This is a genomic window from Vibrio sp. Isolate22, assembly GCF_022398115.1.
Classification (GTDB): domain Bacteria; phylum Pseudomonadota; class Gammaproteobacteria; order Enterobacterales; family Vibrionaceae; genus Vibrio.
Genome location: NZ_JAKEUW010000019.1, coordinates 25,385 through 41,915 on the forward strand (window position 1 = coordinate 25,385; position 16,531 = coordinate 41,915).

The 16,531-nt window shown below is 41.2% G+C and carries 10 protein-coding genes and 1 pseudogene; 5 read left to right on the plus strand and 6 right to left on the minus strand.

The features are described 5' to 3' along the window. Positions 1 to 2 precede the first annotated feature (2 nt). Complete coding sequence (locus tag L1D55_RS12825; protein ID WP_239917676.1) at positions 3 to 902, plus strand: phosphoadenosine phosphosulfate reductase family protein; 900 nt, start codon at positions 3 to 5, stop codon at positions 900 to 902. A gap of 75 nt (positions 903 to 977) precedes the next feature. Here L1D55_RS12825 and L1D55_RS12830 read toward each other — a convergent pair whose 3' ends face one another. The 6 genes and pseudogenes from L1D55_RS12830 to L1D55_RS12855 all read right to left on the minus strand — a co-directional run. Next, positions 978 to 3,188, minus strand: a complete 2,211-nt coding sequence (locus L1D55_RS12830; protein WP_239917677.1) for a DUF262 domain-containing protein — start codon at positions 3,186 to 3,188, stop codon at positions 978 to 980. A 373-nt stretch (positions 3,189 to 3,561) separates the two neighbouring features. Further along, positions 3,562 to 3,966 carry a hypothetical protein gene (locus L1D55_RS12835; protein ID WP_239917678.1) on the minus strand — a complete coding sequence of 135 codons (405 nt, stop codon included), beginning with the start codon at positions 3,964 to 3,966 and terminating at the stop codon, positions 3,562 to 3,564. Next, on the minus strand, positions 3,959 to 6,016 hold the full coding sequence (locus L1D55_RS12840) for a hypothetical protein (RefSeq protein ID WP_239917679.1): 2,058 nt from the start codon (positions 6,014 to 6,016) through the stop codon (positions 3,959 to 3,961). The genes L1D55_RS12835 and L1D55_RS12840 overlap by 8 nt, the downstream gene beginning before the upstream one ends. Continuing rightward, positions 6,009 to 9,104 carry a hypothetical protein gene (locus L1D55_RS12845; protein ID WP_239917680.1) on the minus strand — a complete coding sequence of 1,032 codons (3,096 nt, stop codon included), beginning with the start codon at positions 9,102 to 9,104 and terminating at the stop codon, positions 6,009 to 6,011. The genes L1D55_RS12840 and L1D55_RS12845 overlap by 8 nt, the downstream gene beginning before the upstream one ends. After that, entirely contained in the window at positions 9,101 to 10,576 is a 1,476-nt protein-coding gene (locus L1D55_RS12850) for a tyrosine-type recombinase/integrase (RefSeq protein ID WP_239917681.1), read from the minus strand. Before L1D55_RS12850 ends, L1D55_RS12845 begins: the two co-directional genes overlap by 4 nt. Before the next feature lie 97 nt (positions 10,577 to 10,673). After that, a pseudogene (locus tag L1D55_RS12855) lies at positions 10,674 to 11,282 on the minus strand (magnesium chelatase domain-containing protein); the annotation flags it as partial. Positions 11,283 to 11,754: 472 nt separating this feature from the next. Here L1D55_RS12855 and ilvG point away from each other — a divergent pair. Genes ilvG through ilvD form a run of 4 tightly spaced genes read left to right on the plus strand, consistent with a single transcriptional unit; the run spans position 11,755 to position 16,528 of the window. Further along, positions 11,755 to 13,401: an acetolactate synthase 2 catalytic subunit gene (ilvG, locus tag L1D55_RS12860; RefSeq protein WP_239917682.1), complete on the plus strand. Its 1,647-nt coding sequence runs from the start codon at positions 11,755 to 11,757 to the stop codon at positions 13,399 to 13,401. A 1-nt stretch (position 13,402) separates the two neighbouring features. Then, positions 13,403 to 13,687, plus strand: a complete 285-nt coding sequence (gene ilvM / locus L1D55_RS12865; RefSeq protein ID WP_004739310.1) for an acetolactate synthase 2 small subunit — start codon at positions 13,403 to 13,405, stop codon at positions 13,685 to 13,687. Between the two features lie 12 nt (positions 13,688 to 13,699). Beyond that, positions 13,700 to 14,653 (plus strand): branched-chain amino acid transaminase, encoded by a 954-nt coding sequence (locus L1D55_RS12870; RefSeq protein ID WP_239917683.1) that lies wholly within the window; start codon positions 13,700 to 13,702, stop codon positions 14,651 to 14,653. Positions 14,654 to 14,686: 33 nt separating this feature from the next. Then, positions 14,687 to 16,528: a dihydroxy-acid dehydratase gene (gene ilvD, locus L1D55_RS12875; RefSeq protein ID WP_171368724.1), complete on the plus strand. Its 1,842-nt coding sequence runs from the start codon at positions 14,687 to 14,689 to the stop codon at positions 16,526 to 16,528. The last annotated feature ends 3 nt before the right edge of the window (positions 16,529 to 16,531 follow it).

Genomic DNA, 16,531 nt, shown 5'->3' on the forward strand with positions numbered 1-16,531 from the left:
TAATGAGTGATAAACGTAAGGTAAAACATGTCCTTGGCTTATCAGGAGGTAAGGACAGTGCTGCTCTTGCAGTGTACATGGCTAGAAACTATCCTGAACTCGATATCGAGTATTTCTTTACTGATACTGGCAAAGAACTACCCGAGGTGTATGAATACCTAGAACAACTTGAAATTGTACTGGGTAAACCAATTTTGCACATCAATGACAAGAAAGGGTTCGATTATTGGTTAGAGCAACACAATAATTTTCTACCCGCTGGTCAGCAACGGTGGTGTACGATTCGCATGAAACTCGAGCCCTTTGAAAAATGGATTCGACCTTTTCTTAATGATGGCTATGAAGTCATCTCTTATGTCGGTATTCGCGCAGATGAACCCTGGCGAGACGGTTACCGTCCGAATGAAAACCAAAAGTACCTCACTATTAAAATGCCATTTGCAGAAGACGGCATAAAGAAACAGGGAGTACTCGACATTCTTGATAGTGCCGGATTGGGTTTACCCAAGTACTACGACTGGCGCTCTCGTTCAGGCTGTACGTTCTGCTTCTTCCAACGCAAGATTGAATGGGTTCGCCTACGTGAAGAGCACCCAGAAGCCTTTGAAGAAGCAAAGTCTTATGAGAAAAGAGCGGAAACCAGTGCCAATGGTGAAACCTTCTTTTGGATGGGCCCTAATGAACCATTAGAAACGCTCGAAGATCCCGAGCGCATCAAACAAATCAAAGAAAACCATGAGAAGGTAAAGGCTCGGTTCGAAAAGAAAAAGCAACGTGAGAGAAAACGCCGCTTAGGTATGCATGCAATGGTCGATGAAAGCATGCTCATCGACACGCTAGACATGGACGCAATGTACGATCTTGAAGAGGGTGGTGGCGCCTGTATAACTTGCTACAAATAAGTGAAGACTGCAATAAAAAAGGCGCTTTGTACAACATACAAAGCGCCTTATAAGATTATGGTAGGTACGTTAAGCTTAGACGCGTAAGCTCAACAAACGAGACTTCAAAGAGCTTTCCAGCTCGTTAAAACGATCAGACAAAGCAGCTTCAATATCCTCTATCGTGGAACTAGTAGAGATACGTTTAAACGAACCACCGATCAGAAGCGAATTCATCACAATATTGTTTTGTGGAATATCAGCAAAATAACGCGAGGGGTCCATTGAGCTAATCACATTATTCGCCGCACCAGAAATCAGTACCCGGTTTAATGGACTGTTTAAAATGTGGTTAGGGTCTTGGCGGATATCCTCGGTTTTTTGGCCCAGTCCCTTTACAGATCCCAGAGGGATAATGTGGTGGTCATTCAAACCATCTGACGCATTCGCCGGCCACAACACAACGTCATCCTGCTCGTTCTTTCTGAATGCATTGAGTGGCTTAGTTTCTGTTGCATGTAAGTCATAACTTGGCGACACACTCAAAACGTATTGTAAAATCAGGTTATGAATTCCTTCTTTCGGGTACTCATTTAAACGCTGCATCAACAGGTCTTTAGATGCAAACTTGTCATCTTGGAAAATCTGCGTTTCTCGATCCAAGATTACCTGTCCCTCTCCGTTAGCAACCCAGTTGTACAACTGATTAATATCATCAATCACTACTGCACTTTGATCGTAAAGGTAACGACCAGAGAACGCACTCGTCCAATACCAGAACTCGACTTTTTTATGCACCGCAGAATCATTCCAAAAACGCTCTTCCGCGAAAATGAAAGCGATAGGCTGAATCATTAGCTTATAGTGCAGCTTGTTAGAGTTATGAACACCACAGCGAATCAATAGGAACGAATATGCGCGCTGTACTGCTAAAGTCGCAGTTTCAATATACTTGCGGATAATTTCAGTATCTAGACTCAGTAACGTTTTTGAACTGGTATCTTTTTTCTTCACTTCAAAATCGTTGCCCGCTTCAAGCTCAATTTCACGGCGAGCTAATGCAGTACAGATAGCGAGAATCGCCTTAGAAAGGTAACCAGAAGGTAAACCATCAGACAAACTGTCTAGCTCATTGAGATACAGACCACCGGATGCACCACTCGCGTGCTGAAGCGAAGAACAAAGAGTAACAGGTTTAATAAACATTGAACGAATGATAGAGCTGAGTGAGTATGTAGACGTATCCCCAGCAACGCTCTTTGCAACTTTAGCTGATACCAAGTCAAAGTCATCAAGCTTCATGCCACCATCGTTCAAGTGGCAGAAAATAGGAATAGCTCGGCGAATATCGTTGGTCACGAGACTATTGAGTTTATAGTCATCAAAAATATCACGAATTAAGTAGTTAGAAACATTATTCTTCCACTCACTTTTACAAGTGATGAAGATTTTTTCGATTTCTTCTGAGTAGACAATACTATTTTCTTCACACTCTTCAATGGAGTCAATACCATCAAAAAGCTGTGCTGTATCGTAATGTTCTTTAATGAAGGAAAAATCGTCTTCGTATTTGTCACGGATTGCCTGCATGTTGATTTCAGCAATCCCCTCTAAGATACGGTTTACTACGATCGACTTGGTACCAATCATAAACAAAGGAATCATGCCATATTCGACACAGTCGTTGACAAATTGAGTGATGACCTGTGGTTTAGTCTTACCCGTCTCGATGGCTTTAATTTGGTTGTATGGAGAAAACCATTTAGACACACCTTTACTGTTGCGCTCATTGAACGTTTCACAGTTAAAAATATCGACGATATCATTTGGCTCAAAGTGATCAAGGCCATCTTTATCAAACACGACCTTAGTAGCATTGAAAACATCAGTAACGTTTTCATTCGCCTTACCAACAACCGGCACGCGAATAAACCAACGAACTTTCATCGGATTGGCTTTTTTCGAAATGAATTCGGACAGTTCAGCTTGGTCAGAGAACTGAGAGAAGTCAAACACATCATTAAATGCATTGTACAGTGTAGTTGTTCTCTGCTGCCCATCGAGCAAATATTCGCAGGGATCAGCACTAGCTAAAGTGTGTTGAACCGTTTCCCCAATTTTACGCAAAGCAAAATCGTTTGACTGCCCTTCTAAAATCAAGGAACTGCCAACCGGAAACTTAAGTAGAATCGATGCAAGTAAGCTTTGCTGTTTTGCCGTTCCCCATTTGTAATCCCGCTGGAAGTCAGGCAATAACAAAGTTTGATCGTTAATTTTCTTAAACGTATCACTGAGAGAGCGTTCCATAACCAACCTTAAAATTCATTTTTAGCCAACACTTTTTGTGGTTATTTTCTATCACACAATCTACATATTTACCATTGATAATGAGAAATATCACATAAATACAATCACTTCAGGCCTAACTTATTCACGCAACATTTCAATTCCGTGAGCATATCGAGCTCTATCATTGGATGAATACTTCTCAGGCAACAGTACAACCCTACACCCACACAAAGCCTATGAGTAGCGCGCACGAAGAGAAAGTAGTAGTACATAACGGGGTATGAAGCCCAATGAAACGTACACGCTTAATTCTCGAAGTTATTCCTATTTAAATTCAAAACTAGGGGGATGCTGTTATAGCCTTTACCTAAAATAGTCACTTCACTGCGCATTAAAGCTTCCCATACTTTTCTTTATATTCTAGTAGTAACTCAGATGCATTCTCGTATCTGACTCTCATATCATCATACATGCTGTACAAGGCGTTAATGTGTGATAGTAAGGCAGATACGTCATCACCTTTAGCCGACTTACTCAACTGTGATATAGCCTTCCGTTGCTTCTTATTCTGCTCTGTTAGCTTCTTATTTTTATAGGATAAATCTCTATTATCCCATTGTGCTTTTTGAACTTGCCCCGCAGTGTCAATTTTTGCCAATTGTTTAGGATAGTTATTGGCAATGTTAGAGCGTTGGCAGCCTAGATATCTCGCGATGGCATTAGCATTTATTTTTCTATCTTCACTGATAAAAAGGGCTAAAGCCTGCTCAATTTTTTTCTCTGATACTTTACCCATTATAAACCTCTTTTGTTCCATTACCTTCTATATCAGATATAGCCTTATCAGCTGATGCTAGCGTCCTTTTCAAGACACTTAAGAAGGCTTGGTATCTATCAGCTAAGCCAGCATCCATGATTCGGCTAATGCCTCGCTCGGCGCTGTTTTTGGTTGCCGTCCAAAATGGTAAGTGCCTTCTAGTCGCAAAATATGTATAACAATAAATACAGCTATCAGGAACGGCCACATTGTGCATTTTACAGCTAGAACCTGCTGCACAATAACCATGAGGTAAACCAAGGATTCCATCACTGTTTTTTGTCGCCAAGGCAATTAGCTCTTGGATACTCTCTATATGTTCGTGATGGTCTGTCGAGAATATAATTCCTGATTGCCCTTTGTTTAATTTATTGACGATGTTTTTCAGCCGCTTGCCACCACCGCCACCTATTTCACCTTTTATAGCGCTTTCTACAATATCGGTAATTACTTCCTCTGTTAAAAGAGCATCAAATCCCTCGATAATATTTTTTAAATCATCAATCGCCTCAAAACCACGTTGAGCATAAACAAATGTGACCATCTCGTTCATATGCTTAAACTGTTGGGATATATGATGGATATCGCCTAATTTATTGGCAATAATGAACCACGCAAAACTATGCCTCAACATATGAGGCGTAACTCTGAAAATATCTCCTACTTTATATTCAACTCCTCTCATGCCAGAGTTTGCACTTACTGATTTATAGTTGCATTTGTATTTTTTTAAAAACTCAATATCAGACTCTGTTACTTCAACTTCAATTAAATCTAACGCTACAGCAGTCGAGCCTTGCCCAGAAGTATCAGTTTTAATTGGTTTGGTTGGTTTAGGAAACCAGAGGTTTCCTTTTTGTGATGCGTAGTTAAATGCGAAGAGATAATTATTTTCAAGAGCTTCTTCAAATAGCTCCCCGTTCCTTTCACTAATTTTTGAAGGGTAGTATTTTAGAATTAGCTTAATTCTATCATAATAGACAGTATTAACGTCACTTAGTAATTTCATAGCGTCATACACTTGTTTACAGGATACCCAATCAAGAACAACATCCTCATTGGTATATTTCCTCAATGTTGACTCAATGAAATATTTCACCTTCCCATTTTCTCTTTTACACTTATGAGCGTTGTTTTTTGTTGCTTTGCCTTCCGATACCCTAAACCCTGTAAGAGCTAGCAACATAGTAAATGCATAAGGAGTTATTCTTCTTATCTTATCCCTTAGCCCCCTATATTCAACAACTTCATCTTTACTCAACATTCTAGGTAATATACTTAAAACATTCTGGTTCACATTTGGGTTTCTTAGTGCATAAGCTTCAAAATTGACATTAACTTTTTTCCCTAGGGCGATAAACCGCTTGATATCCTTTTTATTTTCAAATAATTTACTACATTCAGAAATTATTTTTTTCTGAATCATCGGTGGAACTAATGGGTGTTTCAGTCGGTTGACAGTATCAGCTTTAGTTCGTTTGGCTTTAGTGTTAGCCTCAATAACTTCCTTTGAAAACTCTTGATTTATGAAGTTCAGCTCAAGCAATACGGTCAAGGAGTCCTTAACCACACCAACTGTTGACGGACCACCCTCCTGCCGATAGTTAATATAAGATGAAACAACATCATTAAACTTCAACTTTGGTAATTCACCTAATTCATGAAATGATTCATAACCTCTGGAGTTAAGATACTTTGAGAGCCTTATCAATTCTTTTATTATTCTTGAAGATGTACTGAACCTTTTTGTGGCACCTCCTAGTTTAGTACCACGCTTAGCTATTAAGATAAAAATCGTTTTTACTTCAAACTCGAATATAGGAAGCGTCTCTATTACGAGTCTTTTTTCAGTTTTATTTGGTCTAAATTTATTACCTTTAAAATTGTAAGCTTCGCCGTTCAACTGTGATTCGTAGACAGTAAAATCAGGTATTTGATTGACTTCTTCCAATGTTAGCCTATTAATTTTATAGCTTCCATCTAGCTCTTGAGACACTAGCTGATCAAACACTTCATCCAATTTATTCATGGCTATTACCTACAATATTAGATAATGGAAATGCAAACTCCCAATCAGGGTGCAGCCCCTTTGTCTCAATTAAAGATCTCGCTTTATTAACAATGTCTGGCTTAGATGCTTCTATGAAAGATATAATGTCATCAACTCTCTTTGACAATATGTCAACGAACTCCCTCTGATTTTCAGGATCTTCATTATTGACTATAGCTCGCTCCATTGATGATATGACATATTCTTTATATGACAATAACTTCCACATATGGTCTGCGTCTTTCACTACTTTAAAATACTTACACCAAATACAAGCAAGAAAATCGCCGCAATACTTATTGTCTTTATCAACAATTTTAGCATTTAATTTATTAAATCGTTTCACTTCATCGCTATCTGGTTCTGATAAGCAAACTCCTACTGGTGTTTCTTGAGCATTATCAAGTTCATTAATATCATCGATAGCATTTAACTCTTGGCTTATTTCTTTCCCTGAGAAATAGTTAGCCATTATATCGATTCCCCTTGAAAGTGTTTCCTCGCCCTCAGATTTTGATATCGTTTTGTAGCTTTTCAGGAAAGTTTGAAAGTTATGAGCAGCCAAATCCTCATATTCTCTCACACTCTTGGCTATATTTTTGTAAATAAAATTTACGCCACCTTTTCTAATTTTTCTTGGGTTATAGTGTATCTTACACCCTAAGTCTGATATTAATTTAGGTATCCTTCTTAAATTACCGGCATCTATCCTTTTTACACCATTCACTTCACATGGCTCTATAAATAAATGATTTTCGACACTGTGTTTTTTCCTGAGTTCAGAAGTTAGGTTATCTCTGACAAATATAATATCTCTTACAACCGACCTTAAGTCTCGGTCTGCAACTGAACTGCTATCAAAGTCATATTGACTTGGCTTATATGAACGCCTATTTTTAATCAAAACCAAGTCATAGTTTTCTTGATTAGTTATAGGGTTAACTCTTTTGGTTAATCTATTTAATGATAAGTCCAATAATGGCTGTTGATTCCAACCTGTCTTTATTTGTATCTTTGCATAATAGAAATATATTTTATCACGTAAAGAAGTATTTTTACATCTTAGTGCTTTCTCTATGTAGAAAGCCAATTCTCTAACTTCTTCCACTGTATAGTGTTTATTACTATTACCAGAAATCTTTTTAATTTTCTCATCTTTAGAGTTTGATATAACATACACATCAGGAACCTCTCCAGCAAACTCGCCAATAATACTCCTAAATGAATTTCTATAGTGCATAATTGTTGTGGAATTTTCGCTTTTATCTTTTACAAGAGATTGAAATATCTCTAAGCAAGTAACACCTACATTGTATTTTCTATCAACAAAGGCTAATAATCCATTATCTTTTATTGCCTCTAATTGTTTACTGGATAACCTTGGCAAGACTTTTTTTAAACCAGCTATAAAATTCTGAAGTTTTGAGTGATAGGTTATTTCAGAAATATCAAGATGGTCTAGATTTCGCATATATTCTTCATGTTTTACTTTGAAGTCATAGAAAGCCTTTTCTGATAAATACCCTAAGACATCTAGGCTCATAGGTTTAATTTCATTATTTCTTGATATACCGCCAAAATATAACGTATATGGAGAGTCTTTTATAACAAATACATCTTTATTGAAATGATGTTTTAGTATTGACAATCCAAGACGATATAATGACTTTGCTCCAATTAATCTGGCGCGTTCATTGATCCTATCATTGATATCTTCTTTATCTAAATAATTAAGACCTAATCTACATAACTCATTAAATTCATTATCAGGTAGTATCTCTTTTAGCAATGGAAGGCCAATAGAGTCAAAGTCTGAAAAGTAATGCATGACAGTGGTTCTACTTACTCCCTTAAATTCATGTTTTGTAGCTATATCCGCTAATTCATTGAATATTACCCTTGAGTATTTGTAGGTATTTTTTAAAAATACATCTCCTCCTTGTAACTTTAGTGGCACTCTATAATTTGGGTAATCAATACCTAGCGGAGTCAAGACTTCAATCATAGTTTTATGATTAAAATGATCTATATTTCCCTTTAAATCTTCTGACAAATCTATATTTTCATTGAATATCAACAGATTTACATCAGTGAATATTTCTTTATACTTATCACTACTTTTTATGTATTCAATTGCTTCTAATGCACCAATTATACTCAACCTGACAGTCCATTCTTTAACATCATTACTTAGTTTCTTAACTTTCCAATCAACAAGTGCATCAAAGAATTCAATCGACACATGGTAAGCACTGTATAACACTGGGGTATCAACCCCTTCATGTTTAGTTGTTGTAATTAAATCAGCCTGCTTATAAACACCATTAGAGTAATTTATTAAGTTAGTTAGTTGTTTTATTCGTAGCAAAGCTGATTTTTCGTCACTTACGTTATATATGGTATACTCAAGATCGATCCAATCCACCTTATTGATTATAAGTGGATGCAAACCTTTTTCTTTTAACTTCTTGATTTGCTGATTATTCAAAAGAGGTAAGATGTCAAAAAACCCTTTGATAGAGCCAGCAAGCGTTACTGATAATCCACCATGTTTGTAAACAGAGGAAGTTAAGTCTCTTAGATCTTGAAAAAGCTTTGTTCCAAAAAGTCCATGATTAAAAATGAGGTCACTGTGTAATTGAAGTCTGTACTCATTACCTACCAGAGTTTCTGTAGTAACTATTTTAGATGTTGCATAAATACCATGAGAGTAATTTATGATATTTGCTAAAGCCTTTCTTAATCCTACTGCTTTTTTGGGGTTAGAAGCGTGAGCAGCATGAATAAGATATTCTAGCTCAACCCATACATCTGTTTCTTCTAACAAGAAGCTTACGCCAGAACCTCTCAATACCTTAAGGTTTTCATCGGATAAACAGTCCAAGAGTTCAAAGAAATAATTTATTGTTTGGCGCTTTGTGTCCCTTGATGCTCCCGCAGGTAAAGAAGTTGTGAGTATGCTATCTAATTGCTTCAGTAGCCTAGAATCTTGCAAATGATGCCTTTCAATGATGGATCCATTCTTCTCGTGAAACTTTTTAACCATGTTTGCTTCACTTATTGTCATCCCTGATCCTCACTTCCTAGTTCTATTACTGAAGCTTCCACTTCTTGACTTAGCTCCTGTTTTTCCCGAGTTAAACGTTCTTCGACATCCTTGTAAATTTCACTAACCCACAGGTCTAACTTCTCATCATATGTAATGCCTCTGGCCACATTAACGTAATGCTGTAATGTGGTATCCCAGTTATTATGACCTAGCAGCTCCATAACCTTCCATTTGATGAAACCTAATGGCATCCCCATAGCGAACATAGCTTTAATTAACCTTGTAGCATATGTGGCTCTAGAGCCATGAAAGTGCGGCTCATCAAGGATTAAGTTGCCTTTTTTTCTGAGTTCTGGTCTCGATTTGGAAACAATATTAATAACAGAGCGCTCAGAGATTCTGACCCCACGTTGGTTTATAAATAATGGCTTGCCGTGTGTTTGTTCGTAGGCTAATGCATCGGAGTGTTCAGGAAGGCTTTCTAAGTAGGATTTGTACTTAGGCATATGCTTGAGTCGTTTTGCAGAATTCTTATGAGCAAAAAGACGTGACATCAGTTTCTTGGGAACTAATACGGTTCTTCGCTTGTCATTTTTGCCAATTATCTCAACATCGAATACTGATTTATCAGAGAGTTCAGGATCTACAATTTGTTCATCAGGTAAGCGGGTTATTTCTTTAGCTCTGAGACCCACCTGAAAACCTAAATCAGCCCAGAGGCGTCTTGTCTCAAACTGCATGTATTGAGTTCCGAAAAAAGCCGTCATTTCAGCTAGTGACCAAGGCTGATTGTCTCGTTTCACCTTATCCGATTTGTGTTTCTTTGGTACCCTTAGGTCAGTTGTTTGTACTAGGAGTGGTTTCTTATATGCAGAAATAACTGCATCAGGAGCAAAGAGAAAGTCCAACTCATCATCGTCTTTATCCTTGCCCTTGGATACTGAAACGTACTTGTAATCAAAAGGGATCTTATCAATTCGACCAGTCTTATACATCCATTCGTAAAACTGTTTAACGTGCAAGAGTAAAAGGTTCCCAGTGCTGAACTCTATCTCTCTAGATTTCACTCTATCAATGACATGACTTTTAAATCGGTATGGCGGCAGCCATAGTTTCTGGTCAGCAGAGAAAGTGTTTAGTAGGCCATCGTAAATATCTAAGCTCTCTTCTTCGCAGAAAGTAAAGTATGCTTTGAGTGAAGCTGCTATCTTATCAAGTGTGACCACCTGAACTGTCTCACCATCGCTATCTCTATTCTTGTCCTCTATATCCTTGTAATTAACACGACCTGTGTATTTCTGCTGTAAGAACAAGTTAGCATCAAGACATTCACTCATCATAGAAGTGCTATGCAACACGGGAAACTTAAGTACCACCTCTGGTGCCTGATATTTGATAACTCTCAAATGTTCACCATTCAGCTCTTCTGTCTCTCCATTGAAAGAACCTAATGCGCCTACTTCTAATTCGATAGCCTTCTTAAGAATCATATGGATAACCACTGTTAAGTAACACAAACTAAAGGGTAACACTTTTTGCATTATTTTACAGGTGATACTTCCATAAACTTGATCGAGGTGACGGTGATGCTCGCTTACCCTGCTGTTGGCCAATGATGTCCTGCAAGTCACGAAGCTCAGACACATCGACTTGATGTTGCTCGGTGCGATACAAACCCAGTTGAGCCTGACCACACATATCTGCGCAAACTTCCAATAGGGTTTGCGCCGACTTATGGGCTCCTTTACCCACTAGGGCTGCCTGATCGCCATTGTAATGCGGCACAACCAAGCAGCGCTCAACACTATCAGCAGCCAGTGTTGCTGGCAGTACCCCTTTCACTGAACGCAGTTCTCCCGACAGTGCCAACTCACCGATAAACTCATGCTGCGCGATCTTGGAAGTAGGAAGTTGCTCAGAGGCGACTAAGATTCCAAGCGCAATCGGTAAATCAAAACGCCCGCCCTCTTTTGGCAAATCCGCCGGAGCAAGGTTGACCGTGATTCTTTTCGATGGAAACTCAAAGCGAGAATTGATGATGGCACTTCGGACTCTATCCTTGGACTCTTTGACTGTCGTTTCAGGTAAACCCACCAGCGTGAACCCCGGCATTCCATTGCTGATATGCACCTCAACCGTCACTTCTGGCGCTTCTACCCCCACACTAGCCCGGCTATGAATTATCGCGAGTCCCATAACTTTCCTTTGTCTTTGATTTAAAAGTATTCGCTCTGGATATTCGTTGCGCACCAAAGCAATAAGATTGTTATATAGCTTGGTGGAATGGTGTTTTAATGTGAAAAAAGAATGACATTTTCCTTGTCATGCGACAGATTTGTGTGATAACACTAGAGATGTAGACATTTACTGAACAGAATAAACAAGAAAACTCGAATTATATGAACTTCAACGCTCGCATTTACGCACTGATTAACCTGATTATCGTAGTCATTATTGAGACTGCGCGGGGGCGAGTGGGAAAAAAGTAACCACGAATTAGAAAAAACCCCCGCACTGACAAGTCCGGGGGTTTTTTCTAATTTATAGATTCGAATTTTATATTTTTGAACATTTTCGGCTTTGCCGATTTACAGGAAGAATGGGAGCACAAGATGTGCAGAGACAAAGGAAAAAGTTACCAAAATAAAGGTAATACGGGAGAATTCCGATGAAAGGCGCAGAATTAGTCGTATCCGCACTAAAGCAGCAAGGAATAGAGACCGTATTTGGCTACCCAGGTGGTGCCATCATGCCAATCTACGATGCACTTTATGACGGCGGAGTTGAACATATCTTATGTCGCCATGAGCAAGGCGCAGCAATGGCTGCGATCGGTATGGCTCGTGCAACACAAGATGTGGCAGTGTGTATGGCAACCTCAGGCCCTGGTGCTACTAACCTAGTCACTGGTTTAGCCGATGCCTTTATGGATTCTATCCCATTGGTTGCAATCACAGGTCAAGTTGCAAGCTCCCACATAGGTACCGATGCATTCCAAGAGATGGATGTGATTGGTATGTCTCTATCATGTACTAAACACAGCTACCTAGTCACCGACATTGAAGAGCTAGCTCCAACACTAGCCGAAGCGTTTGTGGTAGCAAAATCTGGCCGACCTGGCCCAGTTATCGTTGATATCGCCAAAGATGTTCAACTGGCTGAAGCTCCTGTTAACTCTCTTCCTGAATTTACTCCTCCTGCAATTCCGGTTGCGACAACCGATGCAATTGAGCAGGCACAATACTTCTTGTCTCAAGCAACCCGCCCTGTTTTATACGTAGGTGGTGGTGTGCAACTGGCAAAAGCAACCGGCGCAGTTCGTGAGTTTTTACGTCTTAACCCAATGCCAGCTGTAAGCACATTGAAAGGTTTAGGCACCATTGAGCGTGACGACCCACACTACTTAGGCATGTTAGGTATGCACGGCACCAAAGCCGCTAACCTAGTGGTTCAAGAGAGTGATTTACTGATTGTTGTTGGTGCTCGTTTTGATGACCGAGTAACTGGCAAGCTAGATACCTTTGCACCTCACGCTAAGGTTATCCATATCGATATCGATGCAGCTGAGTTCAGCAAACTGCGTCTGGCTAATGCGCCAATTCGTGGTGACATCAACAAGATCATGCCTCAACTAGAGCTTACTCAAGATATCTCTTCTTGGGTTCACCACTCAGAAGGCCTACGTAGCTCATTCAAGTGGCGTTATGACCACCCTGGCGATCTGATCTTCGCTCCACTGCTGTTGAAGCAGCTTTCAGACATGATGCCAGCAAGCTCTATCGTTTCAACTGATGTAGGCCAACACCAAATGTGGGCTGCGCAGCATATTCAACCTCGCGATCCACAAAACTTCATCACATCTGCCGGTTTAGGCACCATGGGCTTTGGTTTACCAGCCGCGATGGGTGCTTTGGTTGGCCGTCCTGATGACCAATCTATCCTTATCTCTGGTGATGGTTCGTTCATGATGAACGTGCAAGAGCTTGGTACGCTAAAACGCCGCCAAATCCCAGTGAAGATGGTACTGCTAAACAACTCTCGCTTGGGTATGGTTCGCCAATGGCAATCGCTGTTCTTTGATGGTCGCCACAGTGAAACCATCTTAGATGACAACCCAGACTTCGTAATGCTTGCAAAAGCCTTCGATATCCCGGGCAAGACCATCACTCGCAAAGAAGAAGTAGAACCCGCTCTAAAAGAGATGCTAGAGAGCAAGACGGCTTACCTACTTCATGTTCTTATCGATGAAGAAGAGAACGTATGGCCACTAGTACCGCCAGGTGCTTCAAACAGTGATATGTTGGAGAACACATAACATGAAAAGATACCTATTAGACATCAAAGCCGATGATAAGCCTGTACTACTAGAGCGTGTTCTTCGTGTTATTCGTCACCGTGGCTTTATTGTTAAGCAAGTAGCCGGCACTCAGAACCATGAAAGTAAGATCGCCAGCGTAGAGATCATTGTCGACAGTGAACGTCCAATTTCCTTCTTGGTTAATCAAATCGAAAAACTGTGGGATGTACGTACCGTTGACGTTATCTCTATCAGTCGTAATGAATTGCCAAACAACAACTTACAACAAAAGATAAGTGCATAAGGAACCGCAAACATGACAGCAAAAACGGCAGACTATATTTGGTTTAACGGTGAAATGGTTCCTTGGGCAGAGGCGAACGTTCACGTCTTAACCCACACTATGCACTACGGTACTTCAGTGTTTGAAGGTGTACGTTGCTACGACACGCCAAAAGGTCCGGTCATCTTCCGTCACCCAGAACACGCAAAGCGCCTAAAAGATTCAGCAAAAATCTACCGCTTCCCGATTCCTTACACTGAGGAAGAGATTATGGAAGCGACTCGCGAAACACTACGTCAAAACAAACTAGAGTCAGCATACATTCGCCCTCTAGGCTTTGTTGGTAACGTGGGTTTGGGTGTATGTCCTCCAGAAAACACTGAAATGGACCTTATCATTGCCGCTTTCCCTTGGGGCTCTTACCTAGGTGAAGAAGCGCTAGAAAATGGCGTAGATGCAATGATCTCAAGCTGGAACCGTGCGGCTCCAAACACTATCCCAACGGCTGCGAAAGCGGGTGGTAACTACCTATCTTCACTACTGGTTGGTGGTGAAGCACGTCGCCATGGTTACGATGAAGGCATCGCTCTCAGTGTTGATGGTTACCTTTCTGAAGGTGCGGGTGAAAACATCTTTGTCGTGCGCAATGGCGTGCTATCTACACCACCAGCAACCAGCGCGATTCTGCCGGGCATCACGCGTGATTCGATCATGACGCTAGCAAAAGACATGGGTTATGAGATCCGTGAAGAGAACATTGCTCGTGAAGCGCTATACCTTGCCGACGAAGTCTTCATGACAGGCACAGCAGCGGAAATTGTTCCAGTTCGCAGTGTAGACAAAATTACAGTAGGTGAAGGAAAACGAGGTCCTATCACTGAAAAAGTTCAAGCGGCTTACTTTGGTCTTTTCAATGGTACCACTGAAGATAAGTGGGGCTGGCTAGACTATGTTTACCCAGAAAACCAAACTTCAGAAAATCAGTAAGCAACAGCCAAATATTTTATAAGGATTTAAGCAATGCCAATCTATCGTTCAGCAACGACTACCCACGGACGCAACATGGCTGGTGCGCGCGCTTTATGGCGTGCAACTGGCGTTAAAGATGATGACTTCGGTAAGCCAATCATCGCAGTTGTAAACTCTTTCACTCAATTCGTTCCAGGCCACGTTCACCTTAAAGATATGGGCCAATTGGTTGCGGGTGAAATCGAGAAAGCGGGCGGTATAGCTAAAGAATTCAACACCATCGCAGTTGATGATGGTATCGCAATGGGTCACGGCGGCATGCTGTACTCTCTGCCATCACGTGAGCTTATCGCAGACTCTGTAGAGTACATGGTTAATGCTCACTGTGCGGATGCGATGGTATGTATCTCTAACTGTGACAAAATCACCCCGGGAATGATGATGGCAGCTATGCGCCTAAACATCCCAGTGATCTTTGTATCAGGCGGCCCAATGGAAGCAGGTAAAACCAAGCTTTCCGATCAAATCATCAAGCTAGACCTTGTTGATGCGATGATCCAAGGTGCCGATCCAACAATCTCAGATGAGCAAAGTGAGCAAGTAGAGCGCTCAGCATGTCCAACATGTGGTTCATGTTCAGGTATGTTCACGGCTAACTCAATGAACTGTCTAACCGAAGCGCTTGGTCTATCTCAGCCAGGTAACGGTTCTATGCTAGCAACCCACGCTGACCGTGAAGAGCTGTTCATCAATGCCGGCAAGCGTATCGTTGACCTGACTAAGCGTTACTACGAGCAAGACGACGAATCAGCACTGCCTCGCAATATCGCGAACCGCGCAGCCTTTGAAAATGCGATGGCTCTAGATATCGCAATGGGTGGTTCAAGTAATACCGTTCTTCACCTATTGGCAGCGGCTCAAGAGGGTGAAGTCGACTTTGATATGGGTGATATCGACGAGATGTCTCGCCGTGTTCCACACCTATGTAAAGTGGCACCTTCAACACCGAAATATCACATGGAAGACGTTCACCGCGCAGGTGGTGTAATGGCTATCCTAGGTGAACTAGACCGCGCTGGCCTACTGAACAACCAAACTCGCACTGTGCTTGGCCTAAGCATGCAAGAGCAGCTTGCTCAATACGACATCATGCAGACAGAAGACGAAGCGGTACTTAAGTTCTTCCGCGCTGGCCCTGCAGGTATTCGTACTACCAAAGCCTTCTCACAAGATTGTCGTTGGGATCGCCTTGATGACGACCGCAAAGAAGGTTGTATCCGTACTAAAGAGAATGCATTCAGCCAAGAAGGCGGCCTAGCGGTACTTTCAGGTAACATCGCCGTTGACGGTTGTATCGTTAAGACAGCTGGTGTTGATGAAGAGAACCTGAAATTCCAAGGTCCTGCGATCGTATTTGAAAGCCAAGATACTGCCGTAGAAGGCATCTTAGGCGGTAAAGTAAAAGCGGGTGAAGTAGTTGTTATCCGTTACGAAGGTCCTAAAGGTGGTCCGGGCATGCAAGAGATGCTTTACCCGACAACTTACCTAAAATCGATGGGCTTAGGTAAGTCTTGTGCACTACTAACAGATGGTCGTTTCTCTGGTGGTACATCGGGCCTATCTATCGGTCACGCTTCTCCAGAAGCAGCAAGTGGCGGTACTATCGGCTTGGTTCAAGATGGCGACATCATCACTATCGACATCCCTAGCCGTTCGATCACACTGGATGTGCCTGAAGCTGAGCTAGAAGCACGTCGTGTTAAGCAGGATGCACTAGGCTGGAAACCTGCAGACCGTCAACGCGAAGTATCATTCGCACTAAAAGCTTACGCAAGCATGGCTACCAGTGCCGATAAAGGTGCGGTGCGTGATAAGTCGAAGCTTGAGGGCTAATCT